The organism is Rhodobacter maritimus (genome assembly GCF_058747975.1).
Genome location: NZ_CM179095.1, coordinates 414913 through 438582, shown reverse-complemented (window position 1 = coordinate 438582; position 23670 = coordinate 414913). Strand labels below are relative to the sequence as shown.

Here is a 23670-nt window from a genome sequence, read left to right as displayed (position 1 = left end):
GCCTTCGTGCTGGACGCCCCGCCCCCCATTTGCGATAAGCGCGCCAAAGCACGAAGAGTGAGGCGGCAATGGCATTTCGCGCACGGCACCTTCTGGGGATCGAGCATCTCGCGCCCGAGGATATTCGCACCGTCCTTGATCTTGCCGAACGCTATGTGGAGCTGAACCGGCGCACGGTCAAACGCACCGATGCGCTTGCCGGCATGACCCAGATCAACATGTTCTTCGAGAACTCGACCCGCACCCAGGCCAGCTTCGAGCTGGCCGGCAAGCGGCTTGGGGCGGATGTGATGAACATGGCCGTCGCGCAGTCCAGCGTGAAGAAAGGCGAGACGCTGATCGACACGGCGATGACGCTGAACGCGATGCATCCCGATCTTCTGGTCGTGCGGCACGGCAATTCCGGCGCGGTCAACCTGTTGGCCGAAAAGGTGAACTGCGCGGTCCTGAATGCTGGCGACGGCAAGCACGAACACCCCACGCAGGCGCTTCTGGATGCGCTGACGATCCGCCGCGCCAAGGGGCGCTTGCAGCGCCTGACGGTGGCGATCTGCGGCGATATCGCGCATAGCCGGGTGGCGCGCTCGAACCTGATCCTGCTGGGCAAGATGGAAAACCGCGTGCGCCTGATCGCGCCCCCCACGCTGATGCCAGCAGGCGTTGCCGAATTCGGCTGCGAGGTGTTCGACGACATGCGCGCAGGCCTTGAGGGCGCCGACGTGGTGATGATGCTGCGCCTTCAGAAAGAGCGGATGGACGGTGGCTTCATCCCGTCCGAGCGCGAATATTTCCACCGCTACGGGCTGGACGCGGAAAAGCTGTCCTACGCCAAGGAGGACGCCATCGTGATGCATCCCGGCCCGATGAACCGCGGGGTCGAGATCGACGGCACGCTGGCCGATGACATCAACCGCTCGGTCATCCAGGACCAGGTGGAGATGGGCGTCGCGGTGCGCATGGCCTGCATGGACCTTCTGGCGCAGAACCTGCGCGCCGAGCGCGGCCGCGCCGCGACCGAGGGCACCTATGTCTGAGATCAAGCCGGACGACGTGCTGCGCTACCGCCCCGGCCCGCAATCGGAACTGCCGCTGGACGACGGCGAAACGGTGGAAGCCGTCTTCACCGCCGACCGGCGCCGCTATTGGGCCGATCATGCCGCCATGGCGGCGGTGGGCGTTGCGGCAGTGGTGGCCATCTTGCCCTGGACCGGAAAGGCCGACCAGATCCCCGTGGCGGCAGCGGCGGTGGTGATCGGGCTGGGGCTGCGCGGGCTCTATTTCCGCTCGGAGGTTTTCGCGCGCCGCTGGCAACTGACCGACCGGCGGCTCATCGGGCCGCAGGGGCGGCAGGTCATGCTGCTTGAAATCGAGACCGTGCGGCGGCTGTTCGGCGATGTGCAGATCATCACCCGCGGCGGCGCCAAGCACCTGATCAAGCACCTGGCCGACGGCGAGGCGGTCGTCGCCCGGATCACGGCCGCAAAAGCCGCGCGCGCACAGGTGGCACGATGAAGATGAAGGACCAGATGGCATGACGCTTTTCTTCGAGAACGCCCGCCTGATCGACCCCGAAACCCTGACGCAGAAGCTTGGCAATGTCATCGTCGATGGCGACCGGATTGCCGCGATCGGCGAGATGGCCGCGCCGGGCGATGCCGAGATCATCGAATGCCACGGCAAGTGCCTTGCCCCCGGCATCGTCGACTGGGGCGTCAAGATCGGAGAGCCGGGCGAACGGCACCGCGAGAGCTTTCGCTCGGCGGGGCTGGCGGCGGCGGCGGGCGGTGTGACCACGATCATCGCGCGGCCTGACACCAACCCGGCCATCGACACCCCCGAGATCCTGGAATTCGTGACCCGCCGCGCGCAGGAATCCGCGCCCGTCCGCATCCGCCACATGGCCGCGCTGACCAAGGCGCGCGCCGGCCGCGAGATGACCGAGATCGGCTTTCTTCAGGATGCCGGCGCCGTCGCCTTTTCCGATTGCGAACATGTCACCGCGGATACCAAGGTGCTCAGCCGCGCGTTCAGCTATGCGCGCAGCCTTGATGCGCTGGTGATCTGCCACCCGCAAGATCCGGGCCTGTCGAAGGGCGCCGCCGTCACCAGCGGCAAATTTGCCAGCCTGCGCGGCCTTCCGGGCGTCTCTCCCATGGCCGAGCGGATGGGCCTTGACCGCGATATGGGCCTGGTCGAGATGACGGGCGCGCGCTACCACGCGGATCAGGTCACCTGCGCGCGCACCCTGCCCGCGCTGGAACGCGCCAAAACGAACGGGCTTGACGTGACGGCGGGGATCTCGATCCACCACCTCACGCTGAACGAATTCGACGTGGGCGATTATCGCACCTTCTTCAAGCTGACCCCGCCCCTGCGCCCCGAAACCGACCGCATGGCGATGGTCGAGGCGGTGGCCTCGGGGCTGATCGACGTGATCTGCTCGATGCACACGCCGGCGGACGAGGAATCCAAGCGCCTGCCCTTCGAAGAGGCCGCAAGCGGCGCCGTCGCGCTGGAGACCTTCCTGCCCGCCGCGATGCGCCTTTACCACGCGGGCGCGCTCAGCCTGCCGCAACTGTTCCGGGCGATGTCGCTCAATCCGGCGAAACGGCTGGGCCTGCCGCAAGGCCGGCTGGCCGAGGGCGCCCCGGCGGACCTGGTGCTGTTCGATCCCGACGCGCCCTTCCTGCTCGACCGTTTCAAACTGCATTCGAAATCGAAGAATACCCCGTTCGACGGGCAGCGGATGGAAGGCAAAGTGCTTGCCACATTCGTCGCGGGGGTGCAGGTTTATCGCGCAGGCCAATAACAAGAACACGGGGGCAGAAAGATGCCGGGAATCGAAAGCGGGGCGCTGGTCCTTGGGCTGGTGGCGCTGTGCGGATATCTGATCGGGTCGATCCCCTTTGGGCTGGTCATCACCAGGGCGCTCGGGCTTGGCGATCTGCGCAGCATAGGGTCGGGAAATATCGGGGCCACGAACGTGCTGCGCACCGGCAACAAGGCCGCCGCTGCGGCAACGCTTCTGCTGGACAGCGGCAAGGGCGCGGCGGCGGTGCTGATCGCGCGGGCCCTGCTGGGCGAAGAGGCCGCGCAGATCGCGGGGGGCGCGGCATTTCTGGGCCATCTTTATCCGGTCTGGCTGCGCTTCCGGGGCGGTAAGGGCGTGGCGACTTTCCTTGGCACGGTTCTGGCGCTTGCATGGCCCGTGGGCATCGCGGCCTGCGTGGCCTGGCTGCTGACGGCGCTTGTCAGCCGCATCTCCTCGCTTTCGGCGCTGGTTGCGGCGGCGGCCTCGGTGCCGCTGGCCTGGGCGCTTGGCCATGCCGACATCATGCTGCTTTGCGCGGGGCTTGCGGTCCTTGTCTTCTGGCGCCACCGGGCGAATATCGCGCGCCTCGCCGCCGGGACCGAGCCGCGGATCGGCGCCAGGGCCTGAGCGCCACGGTTGAAAAATGCACCGTCCTGAGGCTTCATGGGACAAACGCTGAAGCCCCGGAGGTCGGCATGAACTTTTCCACGGCAATCCGCACCTGTTTTGCGAAATACGCCACATTTTCCGGCCGCGCGGCCCGGTCGGAATACTGGTATTTCGTGCTGTTCAACATCCTGTGCCAGATCGGGCTGGGAATCCTCGACAGCCTGCTGTTCGGCACCGGCTCGATGACGACCGGCCCCGGACGGATGGCGTTTGAAAGCGATGGCGGCCCGCTGGCCGCGCTGTTTTCGCTGGCGGTCCTTTTGCCCTCGCTGGCGGTCGGCGCGCGGCGGCTGCATGACATCGACAAGTCGGGCTGGTGGCTTTTGCTGATCCTGCTGCCGCTGGTGGGCTTTCTGGTGCTGCTTTATTTCTTCGTGCAGCCCTCGCAGCCAGAGGCGAACCGCTTCGGCCTCCGGCCCGGCGCGGGCGGCGCCCGCCCGCCGGGCGGCGGAACGGGGTCCGGCCCGGCCGAGCCCTGGCACACGAGCAGCGTCCCGAAGGTTCCGCGCAGCTAGCCCGCCCGGATCAGTAGCTGTATTCGGCGTAGATCCGCGACAGATCCCCGCCCCATTCGCCGTGATACTTCGCCAGAAGCTCATCGGCGGGGACGCGCCCGGTGGCCACGCTTTCCTCCAGCGCGTTGAGGAAGTGCGTCTCGTCCGGGATCAGGCCGTCCGCCCCCTTGCGCGCGCGCGCCCTCAGCCCCCCCTGCGCGATCGAGACGACCTCGCGTGCAAGATCGTGCAGCTTCACGCCGTTCGCCGCGCCTTGCAGCGCATCACGTGCGGCGGCCACGCGCAGCCCCTCGCGGGTGTCGGCATCCCATCCCTTGACCAGATCCCAGGCCGCATCCAGCGCGCCCTGATCGTAGAGCAGGCCCACCCAAAGCGCGGGCAGCGCGCAAAGCCTGCGCCACGGGCCGCCATCCGCGCCGCGCATCTCGATGTATTTCTTGACGCGGGCCTCGGGGAACACCGTGGTCATGTGATCGGCCCAGTCCGAAAGGGTGGGCTTTTCCCCCGGCAGGGCGGGCAGTTCGCCCTTCAGGAAATCGCGGAAACTCTGGCCGAGGGCATTGATATACTTGCCGTTGCGATAGACGAAATACATCGGCACATCGAGGACGTAATCGACATAACGCTCATAGCTCATGCCGTCCTCGAAGAAGAACGGCAGCATGCCGGTGCGCGCATCGTCAAGGTTCTGCCAGATATGCGCGCGCCAGCTTTTCATGCCGTTGGGCTTGCCGTCGAGGAAGGGCGAATTGGCGAAAAGCGCGGTCGCCACCGGCTGCAAGGCAAGCGCCACGCGCATCTTCTGCACCATGTCGGCCTCGGACGCGAAGTCGAGATTCACCTGCACCGTGCAGGTGCGATACATCATCTGTTTGCCAAGCGTGCCGACCTTGTCCATGTAATCGGTCATCAGCCGGTAACGGCCCTTCGGCATCATCGGCATCTGGTCCTGCGACCAGATCGGGGCCGCCCCCAGCCCGATGAAGCGCGCGCCGATCCCGTCGGCCACGGCCTGAACCTCGCGCAGGTGTTCGTTCACCTCGTCGCAGGTCTGGTGGATCGTCTCCAGCGGCGCGCCCGACAGTTCCAGCTGCCCGCCCGGCTCAAGGCTGATATTGGCGCCGTTCAGCGTCAGGCCGATGATGTTGTCCTGCTCGGAAACCGGCTCCCAGCCGAACCGCGCGCGCAGACCCTCCAGCATCGCATGGATCGAGCGCGGCCCGTCATAGGGCAGGGGTTTCAGCTTGTCCTGGCAATAGCCGAATTTCTCGTGCTCGGTGCCGATGCGCCAGTCGTCCTTCGGCTTCTCGCCCGAGGCGATATATTCGGCCAGTTGCTCGAACCGCTCGATCGGGCCGCCGCCCTCCTGTGGAATAGACATGGATCCGCCTCGTGCGCGTCATTGCCGGGAAGGAACTGGTGACGCGGGGCGCCGGTCAAGTCAAGGGCAGACGGGCGGATCGCTTCCACAGGCTCTGTGCGGCAGCGCCGTCATCCAGCGCGGCGGTCAGGCGGCCCATGTCGATGCCAGGCAGCGTGGCGAAGGCATCATAAAGCGCACCCGCCCCCGCCGCGGCGACGGGAATCAGCACCGCCTGCCCGTCCGTCTGCTTCAGCCGCCAGTACTGCACGCCGCGCAGGCGCAGCAGGCGGATCTCGGTCAGGTCGCGCAGTGCGACATATCCGCCAAGCCCCTGCCCGGCACCGAAATAGCCGATCTGGCCCTCGTCCACCTCGACAAGGCCGGGGGCCGCGACGGCGCGCGCGAAACGCAGCCGGCGCCAGGCAATGACCAGCCAGCCCGCCCCGGAAACGGCAAGCATGATCCCCATGCCCTGAAGGATGTAGCCGCCAAGCAAGAAAAGCCACAGCCCCGCCGCCAGGGCCGCGGCGGCGGCCGCCACCTCGCGCCAGCGCCACAGGGCCGCGCGCGCCTCGGGGCGGATCATCGCCAATCCCCAAGCGCCGCCTGCCACAGCGTGATGGCCGCGCAGGCCGCCGTGTCGGCACGCAGGATGCGCGGGCCAAGGCTGATCGGTGTCACGCAGGGCAGGCCGCGCAGCCGCGCGCGCTCGGGTTCCGAAAAGCCGCCCTCGGGGCCGATCAGGATGGCCCACGGGCCGGGCGCCAGCCCCGCCAGCGTTTCAGCCGGGCCGGCAAGGCTTTCATCAGCCCACAGGATGCGCCGCCCCGAATCCCAGCCCGACAGCAGCCGCGGCAGCGCCACCAGATCGGCCACCTCGGGCACGAAGGTGCCGCCGCATTGCTCGGCCGCCTCCACCGCGTGGGCCTGAAGGCGGTCCTGCCGGATACGCTCGGAATTGGTGAACTCGGTCTGCACCGGCACGATCCGCGCGGCGCCAAGCTCGGCCGCCTTTTCCACGATGAAATCGGTGCGCGCCTTCTTGATGGGCGCGAAAAGAAGCCACAGGTCGGGCGGGTTCTGCTGCGGCGCGGCCTGCGCAAGACAGCGCAGCGTGCCGCGCTTCTTGCCGGCCTCGGCCACCTCGGCCGTCCATTCCCCGTGCCGGCCGTCAAACAGCGCGACGCGCGCGCCCGGCCCCAGCCGCATCACCCCGAAAAGGTAATGCGCCTGCGCCTCGGTCAGGGGCACCGCTTGCCCCTCCCCCAGGGGGTGCTCTACATGTAGCCGGATCCTTGCTCGTTCCATGAGGCGAAATCTATGACCGGGAAAGCCGAAATGCCAGAGCCTCGGGGCGTGGTCGCCGATGCGCCCCGCGGCAACTGGGTGGACCGGTGGGCGCCCGCCCCCGCCCGGCCCTATCTGCGGCTGAGCCGTGCGGACCGGCCGATCGGAACCTGGCTTTTGCTGCTGCCCTGCTGGTGGGGCATCGCCCTTGCCGCCGCGGCGGACGCCCCCCGGATGTGGGATCTCTGGCTCGCGCTCAGCTGCACGCTTGGCGCGGCGCTGATGCGCGGCGCGGGCTGCACCTGGAACGACATCACCGACCGGCATTTCGACGCGCAGGTGGCACGCACGCGCTCGCGCCCGATCCCCTCGGGGCAGATCACGGTGCGCGGGGCGGTGATCTGGATGATCGCGCAGGTCGCCGTCTCGGCGCTGATCCTGTTCAGCTATGCGCCCGCCGCGATCGTGCTGGGCATCGTCGCGCTGGTGCCGGTGGCGATCTATCCCTTCGCCAAGCGCTTCACCTGGTGGCCGCAGGTCTTCCTGGGCATCGCCTTCAACTGGGGCGCGCTTCTGGGCTGGACCGCCCATGCCGGCCACCTGTCGGGCGCGGCGGTGGCGCTTTACCTGTCGGGCCTTGTCTGGACGCTGTTCTACGACACGATCTATGCCCATCAGGACAAGGAGGACGACGCCCTCATCGGGATCAGGTCCACCGCACGGCTGTTCGGCACGGCCACGCCGAAATGGCTGGGCGGTTTCCTGATCGGATCGGTGATGCTCATGACGCTGGCGGTTCTGGCGGCGCTTTTGCCGCAGGCCGATCCGCTGAAGCTGGCGCTTGCGCTTTGTGCGCCCTGGGCCTTTGGCTGGCATATGCTGTGGCAACTGCGCAGGCTGGACATCGACGATACCGACGCCTGCCTGCGGCTGTTCCGCTCGAATCGCGATGCGGGGCTTCTGGCCACGCTGTTTCTTGCCGCTAGCGCAGTCGTGTGATTGAACAGCAAAGGTCCGGCCGCTATTGAAGTGGCCTGTGAAACTGACCGGAAGCTCGTTCCCATGCGCCCAGGCTCAACCATGATGACCACCGCCGCCTTCGTGCTGGCACTGGTGGTGTCGGCGTTCATCGCAGGCGGCTCGGCCACCGTGATCGAAAAGCGCAGCCGCTCGGAGATGCGCGTGGCGCTTGAGACCGCGGGCTACAGCTGGGCCAATGTCGAGGCGGACGGGCTTCAGGTCATCATCCTTGGCACCGCCCCCTCCGAAGCAGAACGTTTCCGCGCCATGTCGCTTGCCGCCACCGTGGTCGAGGCGACGCGCGTGATCGACGCGACCGATGTGGCCCAGACCGAAGCCCTCGCGCCGCCGGCCTTCTCGCTCGAGATCCTGCGCAATGACGACGGCATCTCGCTGATCGGCCTCGTGCCGGCCGATACCGATCGCGAATCGCTTCTGGCCGATCTGGAAAGGCTCGCTGCGGACGGCAAGGTGACGGACATGCTGGAAACCGCCGACTACCCGGTTCCGGCGGATTGGCAAACCGCTTTCGATTACGGCGTGACCACGCTGCGCTCGTTGCCGCGCTCGAAGATCTCGATCGAGGCGGGCGCGGTTTCGGTGACCGCCATCACGGATTCCCCGGCCGAGAAGGCGCGGGTCGAAACCGGCCTTGTTCGGCGCAAGACCGAGGGGCTGAAGCTGAGCTATGACATCTCGGCCCCGCGCCCGGTCATCGCGCCCTTCACGCTGCGCTTCCTGATCGACGCCGAGGGCGCGCGGTTCGATGCCTGCTCGGCCGATACCGAGCGCGCGCGCACGCGCATCCTTGCGGCCGCCCGCGCGGCGGGGGCCACGGGCGATCTGGGCTGCACTATCGGCATGGGCGTCCCCTCACCCGACTGGAGCGAAGCGGTCGGCATGACGCTGGCCGCGATGAAAGAGCTGGGCGAAGGCACCGTGACCTTCTCGGATGCCGATATCGTCCTGGTCGCGGGTGCGAATGTCACGCAGACCGCCTTCGACAAGGCCGTGGGAGAACTGGAATCGAACCTGCCGGAGGTCTTTTCCCTGAAGGCCGAACTGACGCAGAAACCCGATGCCAACCGCCCCGAGACCGCGGAATTCACGGCGATCCTGGCCGAGAACGGGCAGGTCCAGCTGCGCGGCAGGCTGCCTGACGAACGGCAGCGCGAAGCGACCGAAAGCGTCGCCCGCGCCCGGTTCGGCCATGACAGCGTCTATGGCGCGACCCGGATCGACGAGGGCCTGCCCGCCGGCTGGCCGACCCGCGTGATGGCTGCGCTGGAGGCGTTGGACGAGCTGGAGCACGGCTCGGTCACGGTGACGCCCGATCTGGTGCAGGTGGCGGGCGTGACGGGCAATCCGCAGGCCTCGGATGCGGTGGCGCGGATCCTGACCACCCGGCTTGGCGAAGGCGCGCGCATCGACCTGTCGGTGCAATACGAAAAGCGCCTCGACCCGGTGCTGAACCTGCCCACCGGCGCGGAATGCGTGCGCAACCTGAACACCGTGCTGACCACCACCAAGATCAGCTTCGAGCCAGGATCGGCCGTGATCGCCCCCGAAGCCGCGGGCATTCTGGACCGGCTGGCCGAGGCGATGAAGAACTGCTCGGAGTTCAGGATGGAACTGGCGGGGCATACCGACAGCCAGGGTTCGGAAGAGTTCAACCAGCAGCTTTCGCAAGAGCGGGCGGATTCGGTTGTCGCCGCGCTGATGGACCGCCGGGTCCTGGTCGGCAACATCACCACGCGAGGCTATGGCGAGGCACAGCCGATCGCCGATAACGGCACCGAGGAAGGGCGCGAAGCCAATCGCCGGATCGAGTTCGTGCTGCTGGACGGAACTCCGATCGAGGGCGAAAGCGGCACCGATACCGCCCCCCCGGCTCCGGAAGGCGCGGAAGACGCCGCCCCCGAGGGAAGCCCGGACGCGGCCCCCGCGGACAGCCCGGCAGAGACCGCGCCAGATGCCGAAGGCACGGCCCCCTCCACGGATGCCGATGCCGACTATACCGGCAGCGCCCCGAGCGATGACGGGGCAAGTGCGCCCGCCGACCCGGAGGCCGAAGGCGGCACCGATGCGGAAGCCCCCGAAACGCAACAGCCCGAACCGACCATCGAGGCCCAGCCCGCAACCGAAGACACGCTCCGCCCCGCTGCCCGGCCCGAAGGTCTGGGTAACGGCTCCTCGAACTGAAGGCGCAGGAACCAGAATGAACAGAACCGAATTCGTATTCGCCACGGCCACGATCCTTTTCATCGCCTTCTGCCTTGGCTGGTTCGCCTCGTGGCTGATCCACCGGCTGACCCGTGTCACCCGCGCCGATATGGGCGAACTGGAGCAGATGGCCCAGGCCCTGCACGAGGCCGAGGAAACGCGGGACGAGGCCCTGCGCTACATCGAGACCCGCGAGGCAGAGCTGTCGAACCAGATCACGCAATCCGAGGCCGAGCTGCGCGCCGCCATGGAAGGGCTGCGCGATGCCCGCCACGAAACCGAGGAGTTGCGCGCCTATATTGACCGGATGAACGCCACCCGCTGAACCGCGCGGGTCAGCGCATCTCGATCCGCCGCGCATCCGCCAGAAGCGCCTGAAGCGTGGGGGTGTGCGGATCGCGCGCCTCGAGGATCAGCCCCACGGTGTGGCCTGCATCGGGGCTTGTCAGGGGCCGGGCGACGCAACCGGGCGGCAGGGCGAACCCCTCGGTCAGCGCCTCGGCCAGGATCGCGGCCCAGCCCCCCGCCGCGACATGTGACAGGATCGCGATGGTCGAGTTCGACTGAACGCGCGGCATCACCGAAACGCCCGCCTCCGCCAGATGGGCATTGACCAGCCGGCGGTTCTGCATATCTGGGGTCAGAAGGCAAAGCGGCCGGGTGGCCGCATCGGCCCAGGTCACGGGCGCCTCATCCTCGCTCATTTCCACAAGGCGATAGCTTTCGCGCCAAAGTGGCACGCGGTCCATCCGGCCGATGGGCTCGTTCTCGAGATAGCTGATCCCGGCGTCAAGCTCTTGCGTCTCGATCCCTTCGAGGATCTCGGTCGAGGTGCAGGACAGGATGGTGATCCGCGCCGCGGGGTTGCGCGCCAGGAACGGGCCGGTCAGCCAGGTCACGCGCGGCAGCGCTGTGGGGATGACGCCCAGCCGCAGATGGCCCGCCACGCCATGACGCGCCGCGCGCATCTCTTCGCGCAGCACGCGCGCCTCGGCCACGATCCGCAGCGCGATCTCGAGCACCCTCTGCCCCTCGGGCGTCAGCCCGCGATAGCGCGAGCCGCGCCACACAAGCTGCACGCCCAGCTGATCCTCAAGCGAGCGCAGCGCCGAGGACAGGGTCGGCTGGGTCACGCCGTAAACCTCGGCGGCGCGGCCGAAATGCCCTTCGCGGGCAAGCGCTATGAACATTTCCAGCTTGTCGATCATGCGGTGCAGGCTAGGCGCACGGCGGCGGTCTGGCCAGACCGGTTTCCGACCTTTTCGGCGGGATTCGCGGCGAAAGTCTGCACCCGGTGCCGAATGGCAAAGAAATCCGGGGGCGCGCGCTTGTTCCCCGGCCCGGGGGCGACTACATCCCGACGCATGCGCATCAAACATCTTCTGCCCTTCGTCAGCAAACCCGCGCGGATCGCGGTGATCCGACTGCACGGCCAGATCGGGGCGGCACGTCCCGGCGCCTCGGGCCTGTCGGACGCCTCGCTTGCACCGCTGCTGGAGCGCGCCTTTCGCAGGGGCAGACCCGCCGCCGTGGCGCTTGCGGTCAACTCTCCGGGGGGCTCTCCGGTGCAATCCTCGCTGATCGCGGCGCGGATCCGGCGTCTTTCGGAGGAAACCGAAACCCCGGTACACGCCTTTATCGAGGATGTCGCGGCCTCTGGCGGATACTGGCTTGCCTGCGCGGCCGACGAGATCTGGGCCGACAGCACCTCTGCCATCGGCTCGATCGGGGTGATTTCGGCGGGCTTCGGTTTCGCCGGGCTGATCGACCGCTACGGGATCGAGCGGCGCGTGCATACCGCGGGCGGCGCGAAAAGTTTTCTGGACCCGTTCCGCCCCGAAAAGCCCGAGGACGTGGAGCGGCTGCGCAACCTGCTGGAGCCGATGCACGCGACCTTCCGCGCCCATGTCTTGGCGCGCCGCGGTGCGAAGCTGGCGACCGACCGCGATCTTTTCACCGGCGATGTCTGGACCGGAGAGCAGGCCACCGACCTGGGCCTGATCGACGGCGTGGCGCATATGGTGCCCAAGCTGCGCGAACGTTACGGCAAGGATGCGCTGTTCCTGAACTACGGGCTGAAGCGCCCGCTGTTCCGCCGCTTCGGCCTTGAGGCGGCCGGTGCGGTTCTGGATGCCGCAGAGGAACGCGCGCTTTGGGCGCGCTACGGGTTGTGACGCCATGATCCTGAAGGCGATGACGTTCTTTCTGATCGGGATGGCGGTGCTGGCCATGTTCGGCAAGCTGCGCCTGCCGGGAATGCGCGGCCGGCCGCCGCGCCTGTCGGCCACGCGCCGCTGCAAGGCATGCAATCGCCCGATCATCGGCAAGGGGCCGTGCCCCTGTCAGGCGGACAGGCAGAGCGGAGTTTAGGTTTTGATCGTCGATCTGGTTTTCGTGGCCGCAGGCCTGGCCTTGCTGGTTGTGGCGGGGGATCTTCTTGTGCGGGGCGCGGTCAACCTGTCGCTCAGGCTTGGGATTCCGGCGCTGATCGTGGGGCTGACGGTCGTCGCCTTCGGCACCTCGGCCCCCGAGATGATGGTATCGGTCGCCGCGGTCCTGGCCGATGCACCGGCGATCGCGCTTGGCAACGTGATCGGCTCGAACACCGCGAACGTGCTTCTGGTGCTGGGCATCCCGGCGCTGATCTCGGTGATCCATACCGACGGGCACGATATCCGCAAAAGCTATGTGATGATGCTTGCCGCCACGCTGCTCTTCATCATGCTCAGCTTTGCCGGGCCGATCCGCTGGCCGCATGCGCTGATCCTGCTGCTTGGCCTTGCGCTGATCCTGACCGACCAGATCCGCGAGGCGCTTTCGCACCGCTCCGCAAGGAATGGCAACGGCGCGGCGGATCTGGAAGGCGTCAACCCGCACATGCCCTGGGCACGGATCGGGATCTATGTCGCGGCGGGCCTTGTGGGGCTGCCGCTTGGCGCGGATCTTCTGGTGGATGGCGCAACGAATATCGCCCGCTTCTTCGGCATTTCCGAGGCGGTGATCGGCCTGACCCTCGTGGCGATCGGCACCTCCTTGCCCGAGCTTGCGACATCGGTGACCGCCGCGATCAAGGGGCGGGCGGACGTGGCGCTTGGCAACGTGATCGGCTCCAACATCTTCAACCTTCTTGCCATCATCGGCGTGGCCGGGCTGGTCGGCCCGCTGCCCGTGCCCGAACAGATGCTGCGGCTTGATTTGTGGGTGATGCTGGGCTCTGCGCTGCTGATCGCGCCCTTCGTCTTTTATCGCTGGCCGTTTCGCAGGGTTGTCGGCGCGGTCTTCGTGGCGCTTTATGCGATCTATGTCATCGTATTGGTTCTGGGGGGGACGGCATGACGGTGCAGCGGGCACTGGTGACCGGGGGCGCGCGGCGCCTTGGCCGTGCGATGGCGCTTTACCTTGCCGCGCGCGGCTTCGACATCGCGCTACATTACGCCACATCCGAGACAGAGGCCGAGGCCGCCGCGCAAGAGATCCGCGCCCTTGGCCGAAGCTGCGTGCCCCTGCGGGCCGACCTCTTGCAGGAAGAGGAAACCGCCGGGCTGATCGGCCGCGCATCCGCGGCGCTTGGCGGGCCGCTCACGCTTTTGATCAACAACGCCTCGATCTTCGAATACGACAACTTCCGCACCGCATCGCGCGAAAGCTGGGACCGGCATTTCGAATCCAACCTGCGCGCGCCCTTTGTCCTGACCCAGGGCTTTGCCGCGCAGGCCCCCCGCGCCGACCGCTCCGGCCCCGAGCCGATGGCCCGCGCGATGATCGTGAACATGCTCGATCAAAGGGTTCTGAAGCTTACCCCCGAATTCACCACCTACACCCTGGCGAAGATGGGGCTGTGGGCGCTGACACGCACCGCGGCGCAGGGTCTTGCCCCCGATATCCGCGTGAATGCGATCGGGCCGGGCCCCACCTTGCAGGGCGCGCGCCAGACCGCCGGCCATTTCACCCGCCAACGCGCCGCAACGATCCTGGAGCGCGGCGCCGATACCGCCGATATCTGTGCCGCATTGGGGTATTTTCTGGATGCGCCCGCCGTCACCGGGCAGCTTTTGTGCATTGATGGCGGCCAGCATCTTGGCTGGAAAACCCCCGATGTCCTTGGCCCGGAATAACCCGCGCCGCCCTCCCCTGCGTCAACTTGTCCACCAGAGGCGATCCGGTCACGCGGCCGTTACAAAACTCTCATTGTTTTCAGCGACTTGCCAGAAGTCCAAATATTTTCAATTTAATTTCAGACACTTACCAATACGCCTAAAAAATAGGCAGCTTGGGGAAGCGGGCCGAAAACAAGGAAGATTCCGTGATCGGTAAATCTTTCCAACAGAGTTATCCACAAAAACGGTGGACAGGTTTCCTCTTGATCCGCGTCGCGTAAGATTGCAGCACAGCAGAGAATCGTAAGACCAATGACACCCGACGCATCGCAATCCCCCGACAAGCCACCAAACGCCACGCCAAGCGGCCACGATGTGGTGCAGGGATACCTGAAAACGCTGGACGGATCGCCCGGCGTCTACCGCATGCTGAACGCCCAGAACGAGGTGCTTTATGTCGGCAAGGCGCGCAACCTGCGCGCCCGCGTGTCGAACTATGCCCGGCCCACGGGGCATTCGGCGCGCATCGCGCGGATGATCCGCGAAACCGCCTCGATGATGTTCCTGACCACCCGGACAGAGACCGAAGCGCTGCTCTTGGAACAGAACCTCATCAAGCAGCTCAAGCCGCGCTACAACGTGCTGCTGCGTGACGACAAGAGCTTTCCCAACATCCTTGTGGCAAAATCGCACGACTTTCCCCAGATCAAGAAGCATCGCGGCGCGAAGTCGGAAAAGGGTGACTATTACGGCCCCTTTGCAAGCGCCGGCGCGGTGAACCGCACGCTGAACCATCTGCAACGCGTGTTCCTGTTGCGCAACTGCTCGGACGCGATGTTCGAAAGCCGCACGCGGCCCTGCCTGCTTTACCAGATCAAGCGCTGCGCGGGGCCCTGCGTCGGCCGCATCGACAAGGAGGATTACGCCAATCTCGTGGCCGATGCCGAACGCTTCCTTCGCGGCAAGTCGACCGAGATCCAGAGACATCTGGCCGCCGAAATGGCCGCTGCATCCGACGCGATGGAGTTCGAGCGTGCTGCCGCCCTGCGCGACCGCATCCGCGCGCTGACCAACGTGCAAAGCGCGCAGGGCATCAACCCGCGCGGCGTGGCCGAGGCCGACGTGATCGCGCTGCACATGGAGGGCGGGCAGGCCTGCGTTCAGGTCTTCTTCATCCGCGCCCATCAAAGCTGGGGCAACCGCGATTACTATCCGCGCACCGGCTCGGGCGCCGAAGAGCCCGAGGTGCTCGAGGCTTTCCTGGCGCAGTTCTATGCCGACAAGACCCCGCCGCGGCTGATCCTGCTGTCGCACCCGATCGGGGACGAGGATCTGATGGTCAACCTTCTGTCCGAACGTGCGGGCCGCAAGGTCGAGCTGGCCGTCCCCAAGCGCGGCGAAAAGGCCGAGCTGGTCGAGAATGCCGCCCGCAACGCCCGCGAAAGCCTTGCCCGCAAGATGAGTGAAAGCGCCGCCCAGGCCCGGCTTCTGGACGGGCTGGCCGAGGCGTTCGCGCTTGACGCCCCGCCCCGGCGGATCGAGGTCTATGACAACTCGCACATCCAGGGAACGAATGCGGTGGGCGGCATGATCGTGGCCGGCCCCGACGGGTTCATCAAGTCGCAATACCGCAAGTTCAACATCCGCGGGAAGGATCTGACGCCGGGGGACGATTTCGGCATGATGAAAGAGGTGCTGAGCCGCCGCTTCACGCGCCTTCTGAAAGAAGATCCGAACCGCGAAACCGATGCCTGGCCCGACCTTCTGCTGATCGACGGCGGCGCGGGGCAGGTCTCGGCAGTGCAGGCGATCATGGAAGAGATGGGGGTCGAGGACATCGCGATGGTGGGCGTCGCCAAGGGGGTGGACCGCGACCACGGCAAGGAAGAGTTCCACCGCCCCGGCCAAAGGCCCTTCGCGCTGCGGATGAACGATCCGGTCCTCTATTTCGTCCAGCGGCTTCGGGACGAGGCGCACAGATGGGCGATCGGCGCGCATCGCGCCAGGCGCTCCAAGGCGATCGGCGCAACCCCGCTGGACGAGATCGCGGGCATCGGCGCGGCGCGCAAGCGCGCGCTTCTGACGCATTTCGGCAGCGCCAAGGCCGTCGGGCGTGCCGGGCTGTCCGATCTGCGCGCCGTTCCGGGGATTTCCGAGGCCATGGCGCAGACGATCCACGATTTCTTCAACCCCAGGGGCTAGCCCGCGCGCGCGTCCGGCACGCGGCCGCTCTGCCCCCTTCCCTCTGTGTGAAAGCCCGGCTACGGTGCGCACATGATCTGGAATCTGCCCAACATACTTACCGTTTTACGGCTGATTGCGGCGCCCGGCGTGGCCGTGATGTTTCTGTATTTCCAGCGCCCTTGGGCGGACTGGTTCGCCCTGGCGCTGTTCGTCATCGCCGCGATCACCGACTGGTTCGACGGCTATCTGGCGCGGGCGTGGAAGCAGGAATCGAAGTTCGGCGCGATGCTGGACCCGATCGCGGACAAGGCGATGGTGGTGATCGCGCTGGTGGTGCTGACGGGCTATTCGGGCATGAACCCCTGGCTGATCCTGCCCGCGACCGTGATCCTTTTCCGCGAGGTCTTCGTCTCGGGGCTGCGCGAATTCATCGGGGCCGATGCGGGCAAGCTGAAGGTCACCTACCTGGCGAAATGGAAGACGACCGCACAGATGGTGGCGATCGCCACGCTGTTCCTTGGAACCGGGCTCGATTTTCTGGAAAAGGGCCGCGCGCCGCGTGCGGGCGAAGGGGACCTGCCCACGGGGATGACGCCGGCCGACATGGCCAACCATGTCGGGCTTGCGCTGATCTGGGTGGCCGCGGTGCTGACGGCGCTGACCGGGTGGGACTATTTCCGCAAGGCACTGCCTTTCCTGAAGGACAACCCTCATGATTGACGTTGTTTACTTTGCATGGGTGCGCGAACGGATCGGGCTGGCGCGCGAACGGGTGGACAGCCAGGCCGCGACCGTTGCCGCGCTGGTCGATGAGCTGCGCGCGCGCGAGGATCGCTATGCCGCGGCCTTCGCCGACATTTCCGCGCTGCGCGTGGCGCTGGACCAGGAGCTTGCGGATTTCGACGCGCCCCTTTCCGGCGTGCGCGAGGTCGCCTTCTTTCCGCCGATGACCGGGGGCTAAAGATGCGCATCTCGGTGCAAGAGGCCCCGTTCGATCCTGGGGCGGAAGCCGCCGGTTTCGGCGCGGGGCGCAGCGATGTCGGGGCCGTCGTCACCTTCGCGGGCCTCGTGCGCGATGACAGCGGCCGGATGCAGGCCCTTGAGATCGAGCATTACCCGGCGATGACCGAACGCGCCATCGCCGCCATCACGCAAGAGGCGATGGCGCGCTGGACGCTGGCCGATGCGCTGGTGATCCACCGTTACGGCCGCCTGACCGTGGGCGAGACGATCATGATGGTCGCCACCGCCGCGCGCCACCGCGCCGATGCCTTCGCCGCGGCCGAGTTCCTGATGGATTACCTCAAATCCCGCGCGCCCTTCTGGAAGAAGGAGATCGGCCCCGAAGGCGAAAGCTGGGTCGCCGCGAAGGATGCCGACGAAGCCGCGCTGAAGCGCTGGTAGGGCTACAGGTTATCCTCGACGCGAAAGCCCGCGGGGATGTCGTCCTGCCCCTCAAGGATCAGGTCGGCCATGACCTCGGCCACCTTCGGCGCCATCCCAAACCCGATCTTGAAGCCGCCATTGGCGATGAAATGGCCGGGCCGACCGGGCCATGCGCCCAGCATCGGGGCGCGGCTTGGCGCGCGCGGGCGCAACCCCGCCCAACGGTCGATCACCTCGGCATCGCGCAGCGGGGCACAGACCGCGCGGGCGCGCGCGATCAGCGCCTCAAGCTGCGCATCGGTGGTGTCAGGGGCGTCGTAATCCCGCTCGGAGGTCGAGCCGATGGCAACGGTTCCATCCGCATGGGGCACGATATGCAGCCCCTCGGCATAGATCTGCGGCGCCCCCGCCCCCGCATCATGGCGCATCAGGGCCGACTGGCCCTTCACCCCGTTGCCCATCGGACGGGCGAAGGCATCCGACAGCGCGGCCAGCCCCGCCACACCGGTCGCGTGCAGCACGGCCCCTTCCTCGGGTCCGTCGCTCAGCACGATCTCGGCGCCAAGGGCGCGCAGCGCCGCCAGAAGCGCCGCCCCCGCCCGGCGCGGGCTGGCCCGCGCGCTCAGCGTGTCATGGATCACCCGGCCCGAGGCCGAGTGCGGCGCGAACGCGCCGAAGGCGCTGCGATCGGCCACGCGCCAGACCGCGTGATCGCCCCAATGCTCTGCGGCGCCAAGCGCGCGCGCCCCGGCCCGCGCCACCTCCGCATCGCCCGCAAGCGGCTGAAGCCGGCCGATCCGGGCATATCCCGCATCCCCGCCCCCGACCGCCGCGACATCGGCCCAGAACCCCTCGGCCATCAGCAGGCTTTCCAGCTGGAACTGCTTTTTCAGATTCCACTGTTCGGGAACATGCGGCGAAAGCGCCCCCACATGTCCGCCCGAGGCCCCCGCGCCGATCCGATCCTCCTCGATCAGGCGCAACCGGGCGCCACGCCGCGCCAGCATGAACGCGCAGGCCAGGCCGAAGACGCCGCCGCCCCGCACCGTCACCTCGATCCGATTGCCCGTTGCCATCGCCGGCCTCCTTCGTCATGGTCCGCGCGGATCCAGGGGCTACCTACCGCCAATGCACGACACAGACCAGAGCAAGCCGGACCTTTCCTGGCGCGACGGGACCATCCCCGTCTCGACCCGGTTCGAGGATCCCTATTTCAGCCTTGCCGACGGGCTGGCCGAGACGCGCCATGTGTTTATCGCGGGCAATGACCTGCCCGCGCGGCTGCGCCCCGGCTTTCACATCGCCGAGCTGGGCTTCGGCACCGGGCTGAACCTTCTGGCCACGCGCATTGCGGCGGGCGACATCCCGCTCCGCTATACCAGTTTCGAGGCCTTCCCCCTTGCCGCGCCCGATATCGCGCGCGCCTTGCAGGCCTTCCCCGAGGCCGCCGCCATCGCCGCCCCCTTCCTTGCGGCATGGGAAGCGGGCGCGCGGCGCTTTTCGCTTGGCCCCATCGAGGCAGAGGTCATCATCGGCGATGCGCGCGAAACCCTTCCCGGCTGGTCCGGGCAGGCCGATGCCTGGTATCTCGACGGCTTTTCACCCGCCCGCAACCCCGAGCTGTGGGGGCCGGAACTGATGGCCGAGGTCGCGCGCCACACCGCGCCGGGGGGCAGCTTTGCCACCTATACCGCGGCGGGCTTCGTGCGCCGCGCGCTTGCCGATGCAGGCTTCGCCGTCAGTCGCGCGCCGGGGCATGGCCGCAAGCGACACATGAGCCGGGGCACCCTGCCCGCAACGGGCTAAGCGCACTCAGCGCGCGGGATCGAGGCCGCGCAACTCGGCGCTGAAGCGCAGCGCCCCCTTGTCCGCCCGCCCCAGACGCGCGCGATAGACCGGCAGGCTTTCGGACACCCGCATGACATAGTTGCGGGTTTCGCTGAACGGGATCATCTCGATCCAGTCCACCACATCGACACTTGGCTGGCGCGGATCGCCCATCTCCTCGATCCAGCGGCGGGGCCGCCCCGGACCGGCATTGTAGCCCGCCGCCACCAGCACCGGAGAGGGGCCGAACTCTTCGCGCAGGACCGACAGATAGGCCGTGCCAAGCCGCGCGTTATAGACTGGATCGGTGGTCAGCTTGCCGGGCTCATAGGCCAGCGACAGCCGCTCGGCCATCAGCTTTGCCGTGCCGGGCATAAGCTGCATCAGCCCGCGCGCACCGGCAGGCGACACGACCGAGGGGTCGAACTCGCTTTCCCGGCGCGCGATGGCCAGGGCAAGCTCGCCCGGAACACCAAGATCGGCGCCCCCGATCCCCGACAGCGGGTAATAGGCGGAAACCAGCATCGCCCCCGATTCCGCCGCGCGCTTGCCAAGGCGCAGGGCCAGATAGGGCTCGTCCCATTCCAGCGCCAGCCCCGCCAGACGGGCCGTATCGTCGACCGAAAGCGTTTCGGACAGGTGCAGCAGGAAACGATCCGCCAGGTCGCGCTGACCGGCCTCGTGCAGCAGCACCGCGGCCTGAAACACCGGCGATTGCACGAAGCCCGCGCCGCGCCAGTCCGGCAAGGGGGCCGGAACGGCAAACCCCGGATCGATTTCCTGCCCCGCACGCTCGGCCGCCAGAAGCCCGTAGAACGCGGTCTGATAGGCGGCGGCGGCGCGATAGGCGGCCTGCGCCGCATCGGCCTTGCCCATCACCTCAAGCGCGCGGCCCTTCCAGTAACCGGCCCGCGACAGGCTGATCGGGCTTTGCACCGCCGCCATCAGTGCATCGAAATGCGTCAGCGCGGTCGGCGCATCGCCAAGCTTCAGCGCGGCATAGCCCGCAAGCCATTCCAGATCGGCATAATCGCCGGCGAATTCCGGCCCCAGCCGATGGCGGGCGGCAATCTTGTAGGCGCGGCGCGCATCGCCCCGGCGCAGATCCCATCGCGCAAGGGCCGCGCGCAGATCGGCCCACAGCTCGGGCCGGCCCAGGCTTTCGGCGTTGTCCGAGCGCTCAAGGATCAGCTCGGCCGCCCCCTCCTCGGCGCCGTTGCGCCAACGCCATTTCGCCCGGTCAAGCGCCAGCCCGGCCGATCCCATCATCCGCTCCGGCACGGCGGCGATACGGGCATCCACCCCCGACCCGTTGGCCTGAAGCGCCAGCCGCGCCTCGGCCACGGCCTTGGTTCCCGGCGTGACATGATCAAGCATCCGACGCGCCTGTTCGCGCCGCCCGAGATCGAGCATCGCCGCCATCCGCCCGCCGTGATGGGGCGCGACATGCCGGCCATAGCGCGTCAGAAACGCCTCCTGATCGGCCTCGTTCAGGTCAAGATTGCGCCAGGCGGCCTCGGCCGCGGCGGCGGCCTGCGCGCCTTCGCCGCGCGCCTCATGGGCGGCCACCAGCGCCAGCGCGCCGGTTCCGGTCTGGGGCGCCATACCCTTGAAATACGCGATCACCCGATCGGGCGCGGCCCCGTCCAGCTTTGCCTCGCCCCGGCGGTGCAACAGCTCCATTCCCGGCCAGTCGGCACGGCGGGCAGCAAAATCGGCATAGGCAGGAAAGGCCCCCTCCCCAGCCCGCAGGCGGTGCCATTCCACGATGTCGAAGGCCAGGGGCCCGGCCGTGCGGGCCGCGCTTTCCGCCCCGGCCCAGTCCTTCTGCGCCACCGCCTGCAAGGCCAGCGCAAGGCCCGCGGCATCTTCGGCCAAGGCCCCTGGCGCCGTCCATGTAACGACGATCGCGGCCAACGCCGCCGATTTTAGAAGCCTGCGTATCATTGCCCCGCCTGCACCGGTTTCCCTCTTCCTGCCTGCCCCCGGCATGTCATGCAATTCACAAACTTGGCAAGCGCCTGCGCCTCGCCTATGGTCCGCGCGATTTCCACCGGGCGAATCCGCCCCGACGCAAGGAGCGTGTCATGTTCAAAGGGTCCTTTCCCGCGCTGATCACGCCGTTCAAGGACGGCAAGCTGGATCTGGACGCGCTCAAGAAGCTTGTGGAGTGGCATGTCGCCGAAGGCAGCCACGGCCTCGTGCCGGTGGGCACGACCGGCGAAAGCCCCACGCTGAGCCATGACGAACATATGCAGGTCGTCTCCGAGGTGGTGAAGGCCGCGGCGGGCCGCATTCCGGTCATCGCCGGGGCGGGGTCGAACTCGACCACCGAGGGGATCAGGCTGATCCGCCACGCCGAGGCTGCCGGGGCGGACGCGGCGCTTGTGGTGACCCCCTATTACAACAAGCCGACGCAACGCGGGATGCTGGCGCATTTCACCGCGATGCACGATGCCTGCAACCTGCCGATCATCATCTACAACATCCCCGGCCGGTCCGTCATCGACATGACGCCCGAAACCATGGGCGCGCTTGCGCAGCTTGCACGCATCATCGGCGTCAAGGACGCCACCGGCAAGATCGAGCGGGTGAGCCAGCAGCGCGAGGCCTGCGGCAAGGATTTCGTCCAGCTTTCCGGCGAAGACGCAACCGCGCTCGGCTTCAACGCCCATGGCGGCGTGGGCTGCATCTCGGTCACCGCGAATGTGGCCCCCCGCCTCTGCGCCGAATTTCAGGAAGCGACGCTGCAGGGCAATTATGCCAAGGCACTGGAGTATCAGGACCGCCTGATGCCGCTTCATACCGCGATCTTCGTGGAACCCGGCGTTGCCGGCGCGAAATACGCCTTGTCGCAACTTGGCAAATGTACTGCCGAGGTGCGCTTGCCGCTGACCGAGCTTCTCGACAGCACCAAAACCCAGATCGACGCGGCCATGAAGCATGCCGGGCTGATCTGAAGCGCCCTGGCCAACCGAACCGTCAAGCCCCGCCGCAGCTTGCCTCCGGCGGGGATATTTTTTCAAAGGTGAAAGCCCTGCGCTTCATCTTCGCACAAATATCCCGCGGAGGTCCGGGGGCGCGAAGCCCCCGGCTTCGGACGGTTCGCGCTCAGCTTTCCGCCTCTTCGGCCTCGTCGAGTTCTTCCGCCGAAGTGTCCGAGTCGATTTCATAGATCGCCCATTGCCCGTCGCCCTGGGGGCGCGGAAGGTCTTCCGCCTTCCAGTCACGATGCATGTTCGCCTTGGCGATGAAATGCGCGGTGATCGGGGCGGTCAGGAACAGGAACAGCGTGATCATCAGCTCGTGCAGGCTGAGATCATCGCGGAACACCGCGAAATAGAGCATCGAGGCGATCAGCACGCTGCCGACCCCCACGGTCGTGGCCTTGGTTGGTGCGTGCAGCCGCGTCATCGGGTCGGGCAGTTTCACCAGGCCATAAGATCCGACAAGGCCGAACACCCCCCCGATGACCATGAGCGCCGAGATGACGATTTCCCAGAAAAGTTCCATCATTCCCTCACTCGATGATATCGCCGCGCAGGATGAACTTGGCATAGGCGACGGTCGAGACGAAGCCGACCATGGCAAACAGCACCGACGCCTCGAAGAATATCGCCGTATTCTCGGCGATCCCGAACAGCACCAGAAGCGCGATAGTGTTGATCACCATCGTATCGAGCGCAAGCAGGCGGTCAGTCACGCCGGGGGCATGCACCACGCGGTAGAGATTGAACAGGAGCGCCAGGGTAAAGCAGGCGATCGCGAACATCAGCGCATAGGTGATCATTCGAAAATCTCCTTCAGGCGGCGCTCGTAGCGGTGCTTGATCTCGTCGCGCACGCTGTCGGGTTCGGGCGCGTGCAGGCAATGGACCAGAAGGCTGTGCCCGTCGGCGGCGAGTTCGGCGCTCAGCGTGCCGGGGGTCATGGTGATGGTTCCCGCAAGGACGGTGATCGCCTCGGGCGAGCTGAGTTCCAGCGGCACGGTGATCCAGGCCGGGCGCATGTTCTCGTTGCGCATGAACAGCACGATCCGCGCCACCGTGATATTGGCCACGACGATGTCGTAAAGGACCACCGCGATATATTCGACGATCATCGCGGGGTTGCGGATGCTGGGCCGGTCGACCCAGTAAGGTGCCGTCAGCATCGGAATCACGATGCCCAGCAGCAGCCCGAAGGCCAGCGATGTCGGCGTATAGGCATTGGCCAGCATCAGCCAGACCGCCGTCAGCAGCGTGGTAAGATAGGGGTGCGGGAAGATCCGTTTCAGCATGTGCCCTCC

The 23670-nt window shown here is 67.1% G+C and carries 27 protein-coding genes; 18 read left to right on the top strand and 9 right to left on the bottom strand.

Annotated features, from left to right (window positions below; all coding sequences use genetic code 11):
* Positions 1-68: 68 nt before the first annotated feature.
* From AC4PTO_RS02220 to AC4PTO_RS02200, 5 genes are all read left to right on the top strand, one after another.
* Complete coding sequence (locus AC4PTO_RS02220; protein ID WP_492731438.1) at positions 69-1034, top strand: aspartate carbamoyltransferase catalytic subunit; 966 nt, start codon at positions 69-71, stop codon at positions 1032-1034.
* Positions 1027-1512: a hypothetical protein gene (locus tag AC4PTO_RS02215; RefSeq protein WP_492731436.1), complete on the top strand. Its 486-nt coding sequence runs from the start codon at positions 1027-1029 to the stop codon at positions 1510-1512. Before AC4PTO_RS02220 ends, AC4PTO_RS02215 begins: the two co-directional genes overlap by 8 nt.
* A gap of 19 nt (positions 1513-1531) precedes the next feature.
* Positions 1532-2809, top strand: coding sequence for a dihydroorotase (gene pyrC / locus AC4PTO_RS02210; protein WP_492731434.1), 1278 nt, complete (start codon positions 1532-1534; stop codon positions 2807-2809).
* 21 nt (positions 2810-2830) lie between these two features.
* The gene (gene plsY / locus AC4PTO_RS02205; protein ID WP_492731432.1) at positions 2831-3439 is read left to right on the top strand and encodes a glycerol-3-phosphate 1-O-acyltransferase PlsY; all 609 of its coding nucleotides are present in this window, start codon (positions 2831-2833) and stop codon (positions 3437-3439) included.
* A gap of 68 nt (positions 3440-3507) precedes the next feature.
* On the top strand, positions 3508-3996 hold the full coding sequence (locus AC4PTO_RS02200; RefSeq protein WP_492731430.1) for a DUF805 domain-containing protein: 489 nt from the start codon (positions 3508-3510) through the stop codon (positions 3994-3996).
* Between the two features lie 10 nt (positions 3997-4006).
* Here the strand turns inward: AC4PTO_RS02200 and AC4PTO_RS02195 are convergent, their stop codons facing one another.
* The 3 genes from AC4PTO_RS02195 to AC4PTO_RS02185 are packed head-to-tail and all read right to left on the bottom strand — an operon-like array spanning position 4007 to position 6667.
* On the bottom strand, positions 4007-5377 hold the full coding sequence (locus AC4PTO_RS02195) for a glutamate--cysteine ligase (protein WP_492731428.1): 1371 nt from the start codon (positions 5375-5377) through the stop codon (positions 4007-4009).
* Between the two features lie 55 nt (positions 5378-5432).
* Positions 5433-5945, bottom strand: a complete 513-nt coding sequence (locus AC4PTO_RS02190; protein ID WP_492731426.1) for a hypothetical protein — start codon at positions 5943-5945, stop codon at positions 5433-5435.
* Positions 5942-6667, bottom strand: coding sequence for a 16S rRNA (uracil(1498)-N(3))-methyltransferase (locus AC4PTO_RS02185; RefSeq protein WP_492731424.1), 726 nt, complete (start codon positions 6665-6667; stop codon positions 5942-5944). The genes AC4PTO_RS02190 and AC4PTO_RS02185 overlap by 4 nt, the downstream gene beginning before the upstream one ends.
* A gap of 12 nt (positions 6668-6679) precedes the next feature.
* Here AC4PTO_RS02185 and ubiA point away from each other — a divergent pair, with 12 nt between their 5' ends.
* The 3 genes from ubiA to AC4PTO_RS02170 all read left to right on the top strand — a co-directional run bounded on the left by ubiA (position 6680) and on the right by AC4PTO_RS02170 (position 10214).
* Positions 6680-7645 (top strand): 4-hydroxybenzoate octaprenyltransferase, encoded by a 966-nt coding sequence (ubiA, locus tag AC4PTO_RS02180; RefSeq protein ID WP_492731422.1) that lies wholly within the window; start codon positions 6680-6682, stop codon positions 7643-7645.
* A gap of 81 nt (positions 7646-7726) precedes the next feature.
* Entirely contained in the window at positions 7727-9868 is a 2142-nt protein-coding gene (locus AC4PTO_RS02175) for an OmpA family protein (RefSeq protein ID WP_492731420.1), read from the top strand.
* 16 nt (positions 9869-9884) lie between these two features.
* Complete coding sequence (locus AC4PTO_RS02170; RefSeq protein ID WP_492731418.1) at positions 9885-10214, top strand: hypothetical protein; 330 nt, start codon at positions 9885-9887, stop codon at positions 10212-10214.
* 10 nt (positions 10215-10224) lie between these two features.
* Here AC4PTO_RS02170 and AC4PTO_RS02165 read toward each other — a convergent pair whose 3' ends face one another.
* A complete protein-coding gene (locus AC4PTO_RS02165) occupies positions 10225-11097 on the bottom strand; it encodes a LysR family transcriptional regulator (protein ID WP_492731417.1) in 873 nt (290 codons plus the stop codon).
* Positions 11098-11253: 156 nt separating this feature from the next.
* On the opposite strand from AC4PTO_RS02165, the gene AC4PTO_RS02160 reads away from it, so the two are divergent.
* The 8 genes from AC4PTO_RS02160 (at position 11254) to AC4PTO_RS02125 (ending at position 17574) form a co-directional block, all read left to right on the top strand.
* Entirely contained in the window at positions 11254-12063 is an 810-nt protein-coding gene (locus AC4PTO_RS02160) for a S49 family peptidase (RefSeq protein WP_492731415.1), read from the top strand.
* 4 nt (positions 12064-12067) lie between these two features.
* Entirely contained in the window at positions 12068-12259 is a 192-nt protein-coding gene (locus AC4PTO_RS02155; protein WP_492731413.1) for a hypothetical protein, read from the top strand.
* 6 nt (positions 12260-12265) lie between these two features.
* A complete protein-coding gene (locus AC4PTO_RS02150) occupies positions 12266-13225 on the top strand; it encodes a calcium/sodium antiporter (RefSeq protein WP_492733499.1) in 960 nt (319 codons plus the stop codon).
* On the top strand, positions 13222-14004 hold the full coding sequence (locus AC4PTO_RS02145; protein ID WP_492731412.1) for an SDR family oxidoreductase: 783 nt from the start codon (positions 13222-13224) through the stop codon (positions 14002-14004). Before AC4PTO_RS02150 ends, AC4PTO_RS02145 begins: the two co-directional genes overlap by 4 nt.
* Positions 14005-14298: 294 nt before the next feature.
* The gene (gene uvrC / locus AC4PTO_RS02140) at positions 14299-16188 is read left to right on the top strand and encodes an excinuclease ABC subunit UvrC (RefSeq protein WP_492731411.1); all 1890 of its coding nucleotides are present in this window, start codon (positions 14299-14301) and stop codon (positions 16186-16188) included.
* 72 nt (positions 16189-16260) lie between these two features.
* The gene (gene pgsA / locus AC4PTO_RS02135; RefSeq protein ID WP_492731409.1) at positions 16261-16890 is read left to right on the top strand and encodes a CDP-diacylglycerol--glycerol-3-phosphate 3-phosphatidyltransferase; all 630 of its coding nucleotides are present in this window, start codon (positions 16261-16263) and stop codon (positions 16888-16890) included.
* A complete protein-coding gene (moaD, locus tag AC4PTO_RS02130) occupies positions 16883-17131 on the top strand; it encodes a molybdopterin converting factor subunit 1 (RefSeq protein ID WP_492731407.1) in 249 nt (82 codons plus the stop codon). Before pgsA ends, moaD begins: the two co-directional genes overlap by 8 nt.
* Positions 17132-17133: 2 nt before the next feature.
* Positions 17134-17574, top strand: a complete 441-nt coding sequence (locus AC4PTO_RS02125; RefSeq protein WP_492731405.1) for a molybdenum cofactor biosynthesis protein MoaE — start codon at positions 17134-17136, stop codon at positions 17572-17574.
* Positions 17575-17576: 2 nt separating this feature from the next.
* Here the strand turns inward: AC4PTO_RS02125 and AC4PTO_RS02120 are convergent, their stop codons facing one another.
* Positions 17577-18632, bottom strand: a complete 1056-nt coding sequence (locus tag AC4PTO_RS02120) for an NAD(P)/FAD-dependent oxidoreductase (RefSeq protein ID WP_492731403.1) — start codon at positions 18630-18632, stop codon at positions 17577-17579.
* Between the two features lie 52 nt (positions 18633-18684).
* Between AC4PTO_RS02120 and mnmC2 the strand changes: the two genes are divergently transcribed.
* The gene (gene mnmC2, locus AC4PTO_RS02115) at positions 18685-19362 is read left to right on the top strand and encodes a tRNA (5-methylaminomethyl-2-thiouridine)(34)-methyltransferase MnmC2 (RefSeq protein WP_492731402.1); all 678 of its coding nucleotides are present in this window, start codon (positions 18685-18687) and stop codon (positions 19360-19362) included.
* A 6-nt stretch (positions 19363-19368) separates the two neighbouring features.
* Here mnmC2 and AC4PTO_RS02110 read toward each other — a convergent pair whose 3' ends face one another.
* Complete coding sequence (locus tag AC4PTO_RS02110; protein ID WP_492731400.1) at positions 19369-21330, bottom strand: lytic transglycosylase domain-containing protein; 1962 nt, start codon at positions 21328-21330, stop codon at positions 19369-19371.
* 140 nt (positions 21331-21470) lie between these two features.
* On the opposite strand from AC4PTO_RS02110, the gene dapA reads away from it, so the two are divergent.
* Positions 21471-22343: a 4-hydroxy-tetrahydrodipicolinate synthase gene (dapA, locus tag AC4PTO_RS02105; RefSeq protein ID WP_492731399.1), complete on the top strand. Its 873-nt coding sequence runs from the start codon at positions 21471-21473 to the stop codon at positions 22341-22343.
* Between the two features lie 151 nt (positions 22344-22494).
* Here dapA and AC4PTO_RS02100 read toward each other — a convergent pair whose 3' ends face one another.
* Genes AC4PTO_RS02100 through AC4PTO_RS02090 form a run of 3 tightly spaced genes read right to left on the bottom strand, consistent with a single transcriptional unit; the run spans position 22495 to position 23661 of the window.
* Positions 22495-22896, bottom strand: a complete 402-nt coding sequence (locus tag AC4PTO_RS02100; protein ID WP_492733497.1) for a Na+/H+ antiporter subunit G — start codon at positions 22894-22896, stop codon at positions 22495-22497.
* Positions 22897-22903: 7 nt separating this feature from the next.
* Positions 22904-23173: a K+/H+ antiporter subunit F gene (locus AC4PTO_RS02095; RefSeq protein WP_492731398.1), complete on the bottom strand. Its 270-nt coding sequence runs from the start codon at positions 23171-23173 to the stop codon at positions 22904-22906.
* Positions 23170-23661: a Na+/H+ antiporter subunit E gene (locus AC4PTO_RS02090; RefSeq protein WP_492731396.1), complete on the bottom strand. Its 492-nt coding sequence runs from the start codon at positions 23659-23661 to the stop codon at positions 23170-23172. The genes AC4PTO_RS02095 and AC4PTO_RS02090 overlap by 4 nt, the downstream gene beginning before the upstream one ends.
* Between the last annotated feature and the right edge of the window lie 9 nt (positions 23662-23670).